At 69.6% G+C, this 15,619-nt stretch carries 10 protein-coding genes; 7 read left to right on the top strand and 3 right to left on the bottom strand.

Going from position 1 to position 15,619, the window contains the following annotated elements:
* The 5 genes from F8M74_RS04800 to F8M74_RS04820 form a co-directional block, all read left to right on the top strand.
* The coding region (locus F8M74_RS04800; protein ID WP_240462275.1) for a DUF4175 family protein at positions 1-3,100 on the top strand (3,100 nt) is incomplete at its 5' end.
* Positions 3,097-4,878 carry a tetratricopeptide repeat protein gene (locus tag F8M74_RS04805; RefSeq protein ID WP_141258120.1) on the top strand — a complete coding sequence of 594 codons (1,782 nt, stop codon included), beginning with the start codon at positions 3,097-3,099 and terminating at the stop codon, positions 4,876-4,878. The genes F8M74_RS04800 and F8M74_RS04805, both read left to right, overlap by 4 nt.
* 195 nt (positions 4,879-5,073) lie before the next feature.
* Positions 5,074-5,505, top strand: coding sequence for a DUF1622 domain-containing protein (locus tag F8M74_RS04810; protein ID WP_141258121.1), 432 nt, complete (start codon positions 5,074-5,076; stop codon positions 5,503-5,505).
* A gap of 165 nt (positions 5,506-5,670) precedes the next feature.
* Positions 5,671-6,345: a DUF4142 domain-containing protein gene (locus F8M74_RS04815; protein WP_228559293.1), complete on the top strand. Its 675-nt coding sequence runs from the start codon at positions 5,671-5,673 to the stop codon at positions 6,343-6,345.
* A gap of 86 nt (positions 6,346-6,431) precedes the next feature.
* The gene (locus tag F8M74_RS04820; protein WP_225888226.1) at positions 6,432-6,710 is read left to right on the top strand and encodes a hypothetical protein; all 279 of its coding nucleotides are present in this window, start codon (positions 6,432-6,434) and stop codon (positions 6,708-6,710) included.
* A gap of 67 nt (positions 6,711-6,777) precedes the next feature.
* Here the strand turns inward: F8M74_RS04820 and F8M74_RS04825 are convergent, their stop codons facing one another.
* Entirely contained in the window at positions 6,778-8,814 is a 2,037-nt protein-coding gene (locus tag F8M74_RS04825) for a S9 family peptidase (RefSeq protein ID WP_163884332.1), read from the bottom strand.
* 190 nt (positions 8,815-9,004) lie between these two features.
* Here F8M74_RS04825 and F8M74_RS04830 point away from each other — a divergent pair, with 190 nt between their 5' ends.
* Complete coding sequence (locus F8M74_RS04830) at positions 9,005-9,625, top strand: DsbA family protein (RefSeq protein WP_228559295.1); 621 nt, start codon at positions 9,005-9,007, stop codon at positions 9,623-9,625.
* Positions 9,626-9,628: 3 nt separating this feature from the next.
* Here F8M74_RS04830 and fliB read toward each other — a convergent pair whose 3' ends face one another.
* Together fliB and F8M74_RS04840 are read right to left on the bottom strand one after the other, a co-directional pair.
* Positions 9,629-10,912 (bottom strand): flagellin lysine-N-methylase, encoded by a 1,284-nt coding sequence (fliB, locus tag F8M74_RS04835; RefSeq protein ID WP_141258125.1) that lies wholly within the window; start codon positions 10,910-10,912, stop codon positions 9,629-9,631.
* Positions 10,913-10,921: 9 nt separating this feature from the next.
* Complete coding sequence (locus tag F8M74_RS04840; protein WP_141258126.1) at positions 10,922-14,266, bottom strand: TIGR02266 family protein; 3,345 nt, start codon at positions 14,264-14,266, stop codon at positions 10,922-10,924.
* Positions 14,267-14,574: 308 nt separating this feature from the next.
* Here F8M74_RS04840 and F8M74_RS04845 point away from each other — a divergent pair, with 308 nt between their 5' ends.
* Positions 14,575-15,552 carry a hypothetical protein gene (locus tag F8M74_RS04845; RefSeq protein ID WP_228559296.1) on the top strand — a complete coding sequence of 326 codons (978 nt, stop codon included), beginning with the start codon at positions 14,575-14,577 and terminating at the stop codon, positions 15,550-15,552.
* Positions 15,553-15,619: the final 67 nt, after the last annotated feature.

Below are 15,619 nucleotides of genomic sequence, written 5' to 3' on the forward strand. Positions count from 1 at the left end.
TCCGTCCCCTCCCCCTCCGTCACCTCCCGCGTCACAAGCCCGCCCTCCCCTGGAAGCCCCGGGCGTGGAGGCGTTGCTCGCCACCGTCCAGGGCCGCCAGCGCCGGTACCTGTGGCTCCAGGGCGGCATGCTGGGCGTGGCCACCGTGGCGCTGCTGCTGGTGGCCGGCGGCTTCCTGGCGCTGGTGGCGCCGCGCGCGGGCGCGTCCCTGCTGTGGACGGCGCTACCGGTGGGCGTGGCCGTGACGTGCGTCTTCGGCCTGTGGCTGGCGCGCCGCCGCGTGGGAGACGACGTCCTCACCGCGCGCCTGGTGGGCGAAAAGCGCCCGGAGCTGTCGCTGGACGTGCTGGCCGCGGTGGAGCTGATGCGCGAGCCGGACGCGCCGGGCAGCGGCTCTCCGGCGCTCGCGAGCGCCTTCCTCCGGGAGATGGACGCGCGGGCGCGCACGGTGGATGTCCGCAGCGTGGTGGACAGCCGCCCGGTGCGTCACGTGGCCCTCGGCGCGGGCGGCGCGCTGCTGGCCCTGCTGGTGCTGATGGTCGTGCTCGGTGACCGCTGGTCCGCCGGCATGGCGCGCATCCGCGAAGTGGCGGCGAGCCCCAAGGCCCAGGCGCAGGTGGAGCCCATCACCGGCGACATCGAATTGACGTACCGCTACCCCGCGTACACGGGGCTGGCCCCGCGCACGGTGCCCGGAACGAACGGTGAAGTCAGCGCGCCGGCGGGGACGGAAATCCTGCTGAAGACGCGCTCGGACCGTCCGGTGGAGCGCGCGGAGCTGGTGGTCAACGGCCAGGCGCTGCCGCTGAAGGTGACAAGTAACCGGGACCTGGAGGGCAGCTTCATCGCGAAGCAGTCCGGCCACTACCGCTTCGCCTTCTACGGCGCGCGGGACAAGGCGCTCGCGGTGGGGCCGGACATCGCCCTCACCGTGGAGGCGGACAAGGCGCCCGAGGTGTCGCTGCTCACGCCCACGGTGGAGCTGGAGATCGACCCGGGCGACCAGGTGGCGCTCAAGTACGAGGCGTCGGATGACTACGGGCTGTCCGGCATGGCGCTCGTGTTCCGCGCGCCCGGCGCCCAGCAGGAGACGCGCGTGCCGCTGCCGCGCGAGGACGGACGGCGCCACCGGGGCACGTACTCGTGGAGCCTGGGCAACCTCAAGCTCGACCCGGGTGACCGGATTACCTACTACGTGGAGGCGCAGGACAACGACGCGGTGGAGGGCCCCAAGAAGGGCGTCAGCCGCACGCAGGTGCTGCGCGTGTACTCCGCGGCCGAGCACCGCCGCGCAGCGTTGGAGAAGGCGGAGCAGCTGTGGGGCCGGATGGTGGACCACCTCGCGGACCGGCTGGAAGGCCCGGAGCGCGCGAAGCAGAAGGACCCGCAGGCCATCACCGCCGGGGCCACGGTGGACACCAGCGGTGAGAGCCTCGTCGCCGACATGAAGACGCTGGCGCAGGAGCTGGCGCGCGAGCGCGACGTGCCCATCGAGTTGGTCTCCGCGCTGAGCAACATCTCCGAGTCCCTGGGCAGCCACATCCGCGGCACCGCGGAGCTGCGACGGCTCTACCTGCGCACCCAGCGCGCCCGCGGCGAGGACTGGGGCACGGGCAACCGCCTCACCGCCGTGGTCAACGAGGAGATTACGGAGCTGGAGAAGGACATCCTCTACCTGGAGTCGCTGCTGGACCGGCAGAAGCTGGAGGCGCTCCAGGAGATGGCCAGGCAGCTGTCCAACGAGCGGCGCGAGCTGGCGAACCTCATCGAGCAGTACAAGTCCAACCCGGACGAGGCCGCGCGCCAGGCGGTGATGGAGCAGATTCAGCAGCTCAAGTCCCGCATCCAGGAGCTGATGCAGCGCATGGCGGAGATGCGCAAGGGCATCCGCGACGAGCACCTCAACGCCGAGGCCCTGTCCGAGATGATGAAGGACCAGGACCTGCGCAGCGCGCTCGACGACGTGGAGAAGCTGATGCGCGAGGGCAAGGCGGACGAAGCCCTGGCGAAGCTCCAGGAATTGGGCATGCAGATGGATGAGATGCTCGAGAACCTGGACCAGGCGGGCGACGAGTTCGGCGGCGAGCAGCACCCCGAGCTGGCGGAGAAGTTCGGCAAGTTCATGGAGGAGCTGCAGGGCACCGTGCAGGAGCAGCAGCGCGTCGCGGACCAGACGAAGCAGCTTCGCGACCAGGCCCGCTCACAGAACCGCGAGCGGCTGTCGGAGAAGGGCGAGTCCATGAAGGACAGCCTGATGCGCAAGGTGCAGCAGGCGCAGGAGGACTACAAGGCGTTGGAGCCCAGTCAGCTCAACAGCCGCGCCGCGCGTCCGCTGGAGGAGGCCCAGTCCGAGCTCCAGAACGTGGAGAACGCGCTGAAGGTGAACGACTACGACCTGGCGGCGGAGGCGGCGGCGCGGGCGGAGGACGCGGCCCGGCAGCTGGCGATGATGGGCGAGCAGCAGCGCCACCTGGACGAGATGTTCGGCAACCCGGAAGAGGTGGTGAAGCAGTCCACGGAGCTGGCGCAGCGCCTCAACCGCGACGCGCGCAACGTGTCGGAGGTGAACCGGCAGCTCCAGTCGCTCTTCCCTCCTCCGGGCTCGCAGCTGTCGCAGCAGGAGAAGCAGCAACTTCAGCAACTGGGCGAACAGCAGTCGCAGCTGGAGGAGCGCGCGCAGGGCCTGCGTCAGCAGATGGAGGAGATGCAGCAGATGGCCCCCATCTTCGGCGAGGAGGCCACGCAGCAGATGGAGGGCGCCGGCCAGCGCATGGGTGAGGCCGCCCGCCGGATGCAGGGCAAGGACCCCGGCCGTGGCTACGGCGAGCAGCAGGCGGCGCTGGAAGGCCTGCGCCAGTTCCAGCAGCAGATGCAGGAAGGCCAGCGCGGCGGCAAGGGCGGGCTCCCGCTGCCCATGGGCATGGGCCGCCGCCAACAGGGCAACGGGAGAGACCCGAAGCAGAAGGTGGAGCTGCCGGACGAGGATGCCTTCCAGGCGCCGAAGGAGTTCCGCAAGGACCTGCTGGACGCGATGAAGCAGGGGGCTCCGGAGAAGTACCGGGAGCAGGTGAAGCGCTACTACGAGGAGTTGGTGAAGTGAGCCGCCACGCGCTGAAGCATTCCTCCGGATTCGGGGCCCTCGTCGCGGCGATGGCCGTGGGGCTCCTCTGCGTGCCTCAGGCGGCGTGGGCCCAGTCCAGCTCGCTCAAGGACGAGGTGAAGGAGCGGCTGGGCCGCGTGGAGACGGAGCTGGACGACTGGGACGTGCCCGGCGCCCGGCGCGAGCTGTCCGAGGTGGAGAAGCTCCTCCCCGCCGACGTGGAGCCGCTGAAGTACTTCCAGGGCCGGGTGGCCTTCGAGGAAGGCCGCTACGACGACGCGGTGGCGCTCCTGGAGGGCGCCAACATCGAGGACAAGCCGGGCAGCTACCTGCGGCTGGCCAAGGACACGCGCGCCATCATCAAGGGCCACGAGCGCGCGGAGAGCGAGCACTTCATCTTCCAGTACCCCAAGGGGAAGGAAGCGGTGCTGGTGCCCTATGCGCTGGAGACGCTGGAGGGCATCCACCGGGCGATGAAGGAGGACCTCGGCTGGACGCCGCCGGGCGGCAAGATTCGCGTGGAGGTGGTGAGCAACGCGCGCGAGCTGGCGCGAGTGAGCACGCTGACGGAGAAGCAGATTGGCACCACGGGCACCATCGCCATCTGCAAGTTCAACAAGCTGATGGTGACCAGCCCCAAGGCAGTGGCGCGCGGCTACGACTGGCAGGACACGCTGGCGCACGAGTACATCCACCTGGTCATCAGCCAGATGAGCCGCAACACGGTGCCCATCTGGTTGCATGAGGGCCTGGCCAAGTTCCTGGAGTCGCGCTGGCGCGGCAAGGCGGGTCTGGCGATGACGCCGTCCACGCAGGCGCTGCTGGGCAAGCGGGTGAAGGCGGACACGCTCATCCCGTTCGAGAAGATGCACCCGTCCATCGCGCTGCTGCCCACGGCGGAGGACGCGGCCACCGCGTTCGCGGAGGTGTTCTACGCCATCGACTACGTGCACAGCGTCAAGGGCACGGCGGGTCTGCGCGCCATCATCCAGGAGCTGAAGGCCGGGCAGAAGGACCGCAAGGCGGTGGAGACGGCCATGGGAATGCCCTTCGCCCTCTTCGAGAAGTCCTGGCTGGCGCACATCAAGAAGCAGCCCTTCCCCACCGAACTCCTGCCGCGCGAGGACCGCGTGGTCCTGAAGGAGAATGCCAAGGGCAAGGTGAAGGACGAGAGCGAGAAGAAGGGGCGTGAAATCTCCTTCGGCGACTTCCAGGAGGTGACGGAGGTGCCGGCGCGCAAGTTCGCGCATTTGGGCGAGCTGCTGCGCGAGCGCAACCGCGTGAAGGCCGCGGCGGAGGAGTACGCCAAGGCGCACAAGCTGGTGGGCGACAAGTACGAGTCCGTGTCCAACAAGTACGCGCTGGCGCTGCTGGAGCTGCGGCGGCTGGACGAGGCGGAGGGCGTGCTGCGCGGCAGCCTGCGTGTGCACCCGGGCTCACCGTCGACCAACGTCCACCTGGGCCGCATCCTGCTGTACCGGAAGGACTACTCGAAGGCGAAGACGGCCTACCTGGAGGCGCTGGCGTCGGACCCGTTCGACCCGGAAATCCACCTGGCCCTCACGCGCATCCACGGCTCCATGGGTGAGACGGCGCTGGCGGGCCGCGCGCGGCAGGCGAGCGCGCTGCTCACCGGCCTCAAGGTCGAAGAGGTGGACCGCGTGGCCCAGCAGTTCCTGCGTGACGAGAGCGGGCTGTCGGAGATGAACGTGTCGGGCACGCCGGACGCGGAGGCACCGAAGGAAGCGCAGCCCGAAAAGCCGGACGCGGGGAACTGAAACGGGCTCCGTTACGCCTCGACGCCCGATTCCTTCGCCTCGACAGCCAACGGCGTGACGACGGCCTTGCGGCTTCGGCGAACCTTCTCGTCGCCTCCATCCCTGGAGCTTCACGGGAGCGGGCATGCGCATCTTACGCAGGCCGCTCCGTGACTGAAGTCTCCACCATGCCTAGCTTCCCGCACGGGAGGCTCCATGGAGGTCCATTCCCTCATCTCGCTTGCCGCCCAACTCATGGAGTGGGCCGGCGTGGGCAGCATGGTGCTGGGAGCCGCCTTCGCCCTCGTGGTGCTCGCCACGCGGCAGCAGCTCCCCGCCGGTGAGGCCTACCGCCGATTCAGGCTGAACCTGGGCCGCGCCATCCTGCTCGGCCTGGAGTTCCTCGTCGCCGCCGACATCATCCGCACCGTGAGCCAGCGCCCCACACTGGATGGCGTGCTGGTGCTCGGGCTCATCGTCCTCATCCGGACCTTCCTCAGCTTCACCCTCACCGTGGAGCTGGAGGGACGCTGGCCCTGGCAACACCGCGAGGACATCGCCGGTCCTGTTCATCCCCCGCCAACGTCGTCCACCCCGCAACACCATGCGCCGCCCGCGCCCGACTCGCCACGTCCGGTGAAGCACTGAACGCAGTGGGTCGGCCACGTGGGCAGCGCCACCGTCATCCGCCGCACCCTGCCCTCCCTTCCCGTGAAGTGGCGCACGGACGCGTCTTCTCGCGCCGTGCATCCCGCTCCGACGCCGCTCCAACGTGCGCGCCCGCCTTTCCTCACGCACAAGGAGCAGCACCCCATGAAGCATCCCCTCCCGGGGCTCGTCCTCGCCGCCTCGCTGATCACCCAGGGCGCGTCATTCGCTCAGTCCGGCATGCCCGACAGCCCGCCCTCCCAACAGGACACGGTGTCCGTTCAAAAGGGCATGGCCACGTACCGCGGCTACACCGCCCCCACGGACGAGAAGGCGCTGCTCGACCGGTTGCACCTGGCGAACCAGCACGAAATCAAGTCGGGCCAGCTCGCCCAGCAACGCTCCCAGAATCCAGACGTGAAGGCCTTCGGCACCATCATGATGAAGGCGCACACCGCGCTGGACCAGAAGCTCACGTCCTACGCGCGCAGCAAGGGCCTGAAGCTGGCCGAATCCCCCAAGCCGATGAACGACGCGGAAGAAGCCTCCATGGCCAAGGACAAGGCCACGATGGAGCAGCTCCAGGTCATCCGCGGCGCCCCCTTCGACTCCGCCTATCTGGCCTCACAGGTCACGGGACATGACGCCGTCCTGGGCATGGTCCTCACCGCCCAGAAGGCCATGCCCAAGGCCACGCCCGAGCTCGCCGCCCTGCTCGACGACCTCAGCAAGCAGGTGCCCGCCCACCGGCACCAGGCCTGGAACATGCTGGGCAAGCTGGGAGGCGACACGGGCGTGGGCGGCTCCGGCCCGGCGCACCCGCCCCCGCCGAAGCCCTGACCCGAAACGCGGCGCACCTTCACACGCCATACACACCTGAATCCCGATGATGAAGACGGGCACGCGCACGAGGCATGATGGTTCGCATGATGCCTCGGACGCTGACCCTGACCTTCGTCGTCACCGTGAGCGCGCTGCTGACCGGCTGCTTCAGCGACACGGACACCATCTGCGAGAAACGGAAGGAGTGCTTCACGGACACGCTCAACGTCCAGTCGTGCGAGGACGACCTCAAAGCCTGGATGGAGCGGCAGGACCAGGACCGCCGCAGGGACCAGCTCGCCGCGTGCGGGGACTGTGTCGGCAGCAAGACCTGCTCGCAGATTCGCACCGCCTGCATCGGCGCCTGCTTCGGCGTTCCCTGAGCCCTGAACGACAGCGGGGCCCGCATCTCACGATGCGAGCCCCGAGTCCTACGACATCACGCAGCGGCTACTTGCGCGTCCACTGGTCCAGCCAGCCCAGGACTTCGTCGTGCCACTGCACGCTGTTGGCCGGGCGCAGCACCCAGTGGTTCTCTTCCGGGAAGTAGAGCAGCTTGGAGGGAATCCCCTTCCGCTGGAGCGCCGTAAAGGTGCCCAGGCCCTGCGTCTCCACCACGCGGAAGTCCTGCCCGCCGTGGATGACCATCATCGGCGTCTTCCACTTCGCGACGTGCTCAATCGGGTTGTGCTTGCTGTAGCCCTCCGGGTTCTCCCACGGCGTACCCTTGTGCTCCCACTCCGGGAACCACAGCTCCTCGGTGTCGAAGTAGCCCATGCGCTCGTCGAGGATTCCGTCGTGGTTCACCAGGCACTTGAAGCCGTCCGGCCAGTTACCGGCAATCCAGTTGATCATGTACCCGCCGTAGCTCGCCCCCAGCGCGCACATCTTGTCCTGGTTGATGAAGCTGTAGCGCTTGAGCGCCGCGGCCAGACCCTTCTGCAGGTCCTCGAACGGCTTGCCACCCCAGTCATCTGAGATGGAGTCGGTGAACGCCTGCCCGTAGCCGGTGGAGCCGTGGAAGTCGACCATCACGGCCACGTAGCCACGCCCCGCGTACACCTGCGGGTTCCACCGGTAATGGAAGTGATTGCCGAACGAGCCCTGCGGCCCACCGTGGATGATGAACGCCAGCGGGTACTTCTTCTTCGGGTCGAAGTTCACCGGCTTCACGACGTAGGCGTGAACCGTCTCGTTGTTCCAGCCAGGGAACGAGAACTGCTCGAAGTCACCGAAGCGGATGCGGGCCAGCGCGTCCTGGTTCACCTGGGTGAGCTGGCGCGACTCCGAGCCATCCACGTTCATCACGTGCAGGTCCGCGGGCGAATCCAGGTCGTCATACACGTAGACCAGACGACCACCTGCGGCCGGCTGCGGCGCGTCCGCGGCGCCATCCTTCGTCAACTGGGTAGGCTTCCCCGTGGCCACATCCAACGCGAAGATGGGCTGCTGGCCCACGTGCCCGGCGCTCGCGAAGAGCGTCTTGCCGTCCGCGCTCCACGCGAGACTGCCGACGGAGCGGTCCCAGTCCTGGGTGAGCACGCGCTCCTGACCGCCGGGCCAGGTGCGGAGGATGACGCGGTAGCGGTCCGCCTCGAAGCCAGGGCGCGACATGGCCAGGTAGGCCAGCGTCTTGCCGTCCGGGCTGAACACCGGGCTGGTGTCGGTGGCGCGGTTCTTCTCCGTCAGCTTGCGCGGCTTCGCCTTGCCATCAATCGGCGCGACGAAGAGGTCCAAATCCGTGGACCAGGCCTCGGAGCGACCCACGTCCCGCGCGGCGAAGACGATGCTCTTGCCGTCCGGCGTGAAGGTGTACTCCTCCGCGCCGCCAAAGGGCTTGGAGGGGCTGTCCGCGTCCATGCCCTTCATCACGTCCACGGGCGCGCCGCCGGCCACGGGGACGACGAAGACGTGCGAGCGACGTCCGTCCTTCCACGTGTCCCAATGACGCGCGAAGAGCTTGTCGTAGGTGCGGCCGGTGGCCTTGCGCTTGGAGCGTTCCTCCTCGCGCTGCGGGGTGCACTCCAGCGTGGGGCAGTCCGGGAACACTTCCAGCGCCACGGCCAGGCGCGTGCCGTCCGGCGACACGCGGAAGGCGCCCACGTCCAGGGGCAGCTTCGTCACCTGCACGGCCTCGCCGCCGTCGATGGGCAGGCGCCACACCTGCGAGGAGCCGCCGCGCGAGGACAGGAAGAAGAGGCTCTTGCCGTCCGGCGCCCAGGTGGGCTCGGAGTCCGCGTCCGGATGCGAGGTGAGCTGGCGCGGCGCGGCGTTTCCGTCGACGCCGACGAGCCACAGGTCCGTGCGGCCGCGGTTGGCCTCCATGTCCGTGGTGCGCAGGACGTAGGCGACCTGCTTGCCGTCCGGCGAGACGCGCGGGCTGCTCAGCCGGCGCAGCGAAATCATGTCGTGGTGGGTGAACGGCTGGGGCCGGGCCGGCGCCGGAGTGGCGCTCAAGGCCAGGGCCGCGAGAAGCGACAGCGGCAAGGGAGTCTCCTGGTTCAGTCGCCCCGCCGTCACCCCACCCGAGGGGTGCGTCACGGGCACGGTTGTCGGGGGTGGACGCTGCCTGCTACGGCCCGCGCTGTCCACCTCCGCGTACCCGGGGTACCACCCACGCGCATCCCCGGCGCACTCCGCCATGACGCGGCGCTTCGACGCGGTTAGACACGGGCCCATGAGCGAGCCCATCACCGTCCGCGTCTGGTCCGATTACGTCTGCCCCTGGTGTTACGTGGGCTACGCCGAGGTCCAGAAGCTGAAGAAGGAGTACGACGTCCAGGTCGACTGGCGTCCCTTCTACCTGCGCCCGGAGACGCCCCCCGAGGGACTCCCCCTGCCGGATTACGTGCGCGAGAAGATGAAGGACCCGAACAACCCGCTGAAGCTCCGCGCCCAGGCAGCCGGGCTCACCCTGGTGATGCGGGACCTCACCCCGTCCACCCGCCGGGCCCACGAGGCCACCGAGTACGCCCGGGAGCAGGGCCGGCTGGAGCCGTTCCACGCCGCCCTCCTGCGCCGCTACTGGAGCGAGGGCCAGGACCTCTGGCAGTGGGACACGCTCCGCGGCGCCGCCCAGGAGGCGGGCCTGGACCCGGACGCAGTGCAGCGCGTCGTCGAGGAGGGCCGCTACACGAAGGCCGTGGAGGACTCCATCCAGGAGGCGCGGACCATCGGCGTCAACGCGGTGCCCACCTTCGTGCTCGGGGAGCGCTTCGGGCTCCAGGGCGCGCAGGAGTACTCGGTGTTCCAGGAGGCCATGCGGCGGCTCGGCGTGACGCCCCGCGCGCAGCCCTGAGCGTCAGAGCCCCTTGAGCAGCACGAGCATCCGGCCGAGCGTCTCGTCGCCCCCGCTCCCCGCCAGTCCCTGGGCCAGGGCGTGGAGCTGGGGCGCCTGCTCGACGTGCTTGGCGATGAGCTGGAAGCACTCCACCGCGGCGGCATCGAGCCGGGCCCGTGACTCGGCCGTGTCCGCCGCGACTTCCGCACAGAGCGCCACCACCGTGGGGTGCCCGAAGAGCGTCCAACAGAGGACGGCCTCGCGCAGCGCCATGCGGAACACGTAGTCCAGCACGCGCGGCGCGTCCGTGAACGGGTGGCGCAGCCAGTGGTTCATCGCGTGGTGACGCAGGTACTGCTCCACCCGCTGCGTCAGCCCGGGTGATAGCCGCGCGCGGCGCTCCGAGTAGCGGCGCCATGCGTCGTCGGGCAGCAGGTCCGCGCCGCCGTAGGACTCCAGCACCAGCTCCACCAGCGTGAGGAACCGCTCGCTCCGGACCGCACCCAGGCGAGACTTCAGCACCGCGGCGCAGATGCCCACCCACGGGCCTCCGGGCAGCGACAGCGCCGCGAAGCCACCGTGCAGCGCGGTCAGCGCCTCGGGCAGGGAGAAGGTACGCAGCACTTCCGCCAGCAGGGCCTCCGCGCCCTCGCGCGCGTCGCCGTGGAACACCTCCGTGCCCCGGAAGTAGAAGCCGTCCAATCTGAGGCCCAGCTGCCCCAACGCGAAGAGCCTCGCGGCGAACGGCAGCTCGCGGCGCTGGAGCACCGACAACGCGGTGGAACGCACGGCCGCCGCGTGCTGCGTCCACGCGTCCTCGGAATCGCCGCCGCCCAGGGACCGCGCGCTCTCCGGACGAAGCGCGAGGTCCTCGGACACGGGCACGGTGTCCACGGCGTCCTCCGCCAGCAGGCACAGGCGGGCCACCTCCGGACACGCGAGCGAGCCCGTCACCTCCAGCCCGTGCGCCCAACGCGTGGCGACTCGCGGGAAGGTGGCGCATGCATCCGGCAGCGCGGTCTCACCATAGGCGCGGTGCAGTGAGCACGTCTTCCGCGCATCCAGGAACACGCAGTGCCCGTCCTCGCGCTTCGCGATGACGGCCTCGTCGCCGGGGCTGGCGTCGGGCTCCGGCCGGATGAAGGTCTCCACCCGCTCCGCGTCCGGCGTGCCCGCCACCGCTTGCTTCAGGCGCTGCAAACGCGGCTCGCTGACGAGGACGACGAGCCCCGCGCAGCAGGTGTCCTCGCAGGCATCCGCGAGGCACCTGAAGCGCGTCATGTACCGGGGCGCGGTGGCCGTCATGGCGACACGCTACTTCCTGCCCAGCGCCTTCTTCACGAAGCTCCAGAAGCCGCCCGCGCGCTCCTTGAGGTCGGCGCCGCGGCGCTCCTCGGCGGCCTTCACGGACTCCTTGCTGACCTGGAGCTGCTTCTGGAGTTCCTCCGGCGAGTAGCGCGTGGCCAGCGTGGCCTTCACTTCCTTGCGCGTGGAGTACTCACGCGCCTCCACGTGCAGCACGCATTCGGAGTCCAGCTTGAGCGTCACCGCCACGCGCACCGAGCCCTTGGGCCCCTTGGGCAGGCCTTCGATGCGCACGGTGCCCAGGTACTCGTTGGCGGAGATGTGGCTGTCCTCGCCCTGGAAGATGGACAGCTCCAGGAAGACCTCGTTGTCCTTCGTCGTGTTGATGGCGAAGGAGCGCTGCGCGGGCAGCGGGCTGTTGCGCTCGATGACGCGCTTGAAGGCGCCACCGGGCATGGCCACGCCCACCGTCATCGGCAGCACGTCGATGAGCACCACGCTGCTCACCTTGTCCACGGAGCCCGAGTAGAGCGCCGCGCCCAGGGCCACGGCTTCGTCCGCGTTGACGCTGGCCTGCGCGCCCTTGCCGAAGAGCGACTTGAGCTTGTCGCGCACCAGCGGCATGCGGCTCATGCCGCCCACGAGGATGATGTCGTCCACCTCGGCGGCCTTCAGCTTCGCGTCCAGGAGCACGTCGCGCACCACGTCGATGGTGCGACTGAGGAGCGGCTCGCAGATCTTCTCCAGTTCCTGCCGGCTGAGGACCACGCGCAAGTCACGCGGCCTGCCCGAGTCGTCCATCATCAACATGGGGATGTGGACCTCGAAGGTGCTGCGCTCGGACAGCCCCATCTTCGCGCGCTCGGCCGCGTCACTCACGCGCGACAAGGCGATGCCGTCCCCCGTGAAGGCGATGCCTTCCTTCTCCTGGAAGCGCGCCAGCAGGTAGTCGACGATGAGGTTGTCGAAGTCGATACCCCCCAGGAAGATGTCGCCGCCGGTGCCGAGCACCTCGAAGACGTTCTTCTCGATTTTCAGAATCGTGGCGTCGAAGGTACCGCCGCCCAGGTCGTAGACGAGGACCTTCTTGTTGAGGTCGCGGTTGAGGCCGTAGGCGAGCGCCGCGGACGTGGGCTCGTTGAGGATGCGCTCCACCTTGAGGCCCGCGAGGATGCCGGACTTGCGCACGGCCTCACGCTGCGGCTCGGAGTAGTACGCGGGCACCGTCACCACCGCGCGCTCCACCTTCTGGTTGAGGTGGGTCTCCGCCATCTCCTTGCACTCGCGGAGGATGATGGCCTGCACCTCTTCCAGCGACAGGGCCGTGTCCGCCAGACGCACGGCGGCGCGGCCAGCGGAGTCAGGGACGATGTCGTAGTGGAAGCGCTCGCGGACCTGGTTCACCACGGCGCTGTCGTAGGGACGGCCAACGAGCCGCTTCGCGCCGTAGATGGTGTGCTGGGGACGCAGCACCAACTGGTTCTTCGCGCGGTGGCTGACCAGCAGCTTGTTCTGCGCGTTGAGCGAGATGACGGAGGGAATCGTGTTGTAGCCCTCGCGCGAGCGCAGCACGAGCGGTCGGCCGTTGGAGAGCAATGCCACGCACGAGTTCGTGGTGCCCAGGTCGATGCCGATGACAGGCCCCGTGCCGTTGAGCGGCACCGGTGGAGGCAGGAACACCGTCTTCGGCAGGCCGTGTTCATCCAGGCCGGGCGCCTGCGCGGCGGCCTTGGCCACGGCGGGCGTGAGCACCGAGGGCGTCGCAGCCGGCTCCGGTGCCCGAGGCGCCTCACGGCGCACTTGGGGAAGCCCTTGAGGAGGAGGCGGCGGAGCCGCGGGCGGCGGAGGCAGCGGACGAGCCGCCATGGGCGGCTGCACCGGCGCGGGCGGAGGAACCAGCGCCGCGCGCGGCGGCGGTGGAGGCGCGACGGGAGGTACTTCCTCCACGTCCTCGGACAGGTCGAAGTCGAAGTCGATGCCACCGCCCCCCGCGCTGGCCGGAGAGGGGGCGCGCGGCGGCGGAGGCGGCGCCTTCCCTGCGTCATCGGACAGGGCGAAGTCGAACTCGAAGACGCCCCCCGCCGAGACAGGCGCGGGAGGAGGCGCCGCCGGTGCGCGCGGCGGTGGAGGCACCACGGGCGGAGGCGGACTCACGTCCTCGGTCAGGTCGAAATCGAACTCGATGCCACCGCTCCCCGCGGGAGACGTGACCGGAGCCGGCGGTGCCTTGGGTGCCACCGGGGCACGCGGCGGCGGTGCGGCCTCCGCATCGCTCAGGTCCAGGTCGAACTCGAAGCTGCCGCCACTGGAGACAGGCGCCGGCGGAGGTACCACGCGCACGGGTGGAACCGCGGGCGCACGAGGCGGCTCAGCGACGGCGTCACCCAGGTCGAGCTCGAACTCCAGGGCCCCACCACCCGCTGGCGCGGACGACGGCTCGACCTCCAGGGAGATGCCGACCTCGATGGGCGGCTCGTCGAGCGGCGCGCCCATGGCCACGGGCGCATCACCCGACGGGCTCTCGATTTCGAACTCGAAGCCCGGCAGGGACTCATCGATGTCCAGCGCGGCCACGGGCGGAGGCGGCGTGCTGGCGATGAGCTCGTCGAGCGGAATGTCCACGTCATTCACGGCCACCGGAGGCGGCGGCGAATAGGAGATGGGCACGCGGCTCGGAGGCGGTGTCCTCGGCTCCTCCACCACCGACGGAACCAGGTCGAGCGGCTCGTCCAGGCTCGGCGCGGAGGAACCACCCTCCGGCTCCAGGTCATCGAACAGGGAGTCGAGCGCGATGCCACCCACATCCGCGGGCGCGGCGGCGGGGCGCGCTTGCACAGGGGGCGCGGGACGGGCCTGGACCGGAGGCGCGGGACGGGCTTGCGTTATGGGCGCGACGGCGGGCGCGATGGACGGCGCAATCGCGGGCGCCACGGACGGCGCGATGGACGGTGCAATCGCGGGCGCCACGGATGGCGCGATGGCGGGCAGGGGCTGAACGGCGGGCGCGCTGGAATCCGCGACGGTCTTCCGCATCAACATCATTTCGACGAGCGCGCGGCTCGCCGTGTCCAGCTCCTCGAACTGCAACCCCATGCCCGGAGGCCCCGCGGGGTCACCAACTTCGCGGACCCAGCGGACCAGCGCGGAGCCACGCAGCACCCGCACGCCTCCCGCAATCTGCACCTCGAACTTGACGGGGGTCCCCACCGCCTGCGGGGTGCGCGAGCGGATGAACATCCCACCCGGGCTCAGGTTGGTGGCGAACTCCTCCGCGAAGCTCCCCACGCTCTCATGTTTCAGCTTCACCAGCAGGCCAACTGCCTTCCTGTCCGTGGTGCGCCTGCCTTGATCCATGGCGAGGACAATCGCGGTACGCGCCCCGCCGCTCAAGTAGGTTTTGACCCCTCAGTCCCCTGCCCCGCGAATGGCGTCGACAGGTGGGCAGACCACCTACCTGCACCCTCCTATATCCTCCGTGGCGTCCCTCGGGAGCCCTCATGAGCGCCATCCCTCTCGCAGTCCCAGGCCCCGCACGCGCGGGCTGGCTCGTCGACCGGCGGCACGACCTGATTTCCACTGGGGGCGGCCTCGGGGTGAGCCTGGCGCTGGTCGGACTCCATGTCTAGGGCGGCGTCAGCAGCCTGCTGTTGTGGTGGGCATGGGTGCTCGCGCTGGATGGGCCGCATCTGTTCGCCACGGTATCGCGGACCTATCTGGATGCGCGGGAATGGCAGACACGGCGGCGCTTGCTGCTGGGCAGCCTGGCGTGGTTCGCGGCGGGCCCGGTGTCGTTCGGACTGTCTGCGCTGCTGGGCACGAAGCTGCCCTTCGCCCTCTTCATGACGGCGGCGGCGCTCTGGGCCTACTGGCACGTGGTGCGGCAGCACTACGGCATCATGGTGCTGTACCAACGCAAGAGCGGCGAGTCGCTGCCACTGGACCGGCGGCTCGACAGCGTGACGCTGTACACGGGGCTGCTGGCGCCCTTCGTCGCGTTCGCGGTGTCACATCCGGGCGCGCGCAAGCAGCTGGGCCTGGTGGGTCCGCCCACATGGGAGCCGGTGGTGGCCGGAGCCTGCTTCGCGACCGTGCTGGCGCTGGTGGTGCTCTACGCGGGCCGGCAGGTGCAGCGACACCGGGCGGGTCTGAAGGTGAATGGTCCCAAGCTGCTGATGATGGGCGCGGCGATGGGACTGTCGGCCGTGGTGTTCTGGCCTCCGTTCGCGGCACGCATGGACTTCATCATGTTCGCCGTGGCGGTGACGGCGTTCCACAACGTGCAGTACCACAGCGTGGTCTGGTTCTATCACCGCAACCGCTACCACGCGGCGGGCGTGGACCCGGCGCCGTTCGGCTGGGCGCCGAAGGTGAGCCAGCGCTTCATCCTCTACGCGGTGTGCGGCATCGTCTTCACGCTGCTGTACCGAGGCCTGGGCTGCGGCTTCGGCGCGCACCCGGGCTGCGGCGGCTTCGACTTGAAGGTGCCCCTGGGCGCGGGGCTGACGCTGCGCAACCTGATGGAGTGCTTCATCTGGGGCTTCGCGCTCCACCACTACTACCTGGATCAAAAAATCTGGCGCGTGAGCCGGGACACCGGGTTGAACCGGGACCTGAAGCTCGGGGCGGCACCGGCCGCCTGACCGCCGGCCCGCCTGGCGCCCAGGAGGTGACATCTGAATGCCGGAACCCAGGCACGGCCCGAATCCG

The organism is Myxococcus sp. CA023 (assembly GCF_010998615.1).
Lineage (GTDB): Bacteria > Myxococcota > Myxococcia > Myxococcales > Myxococcaceae > Myxococcus.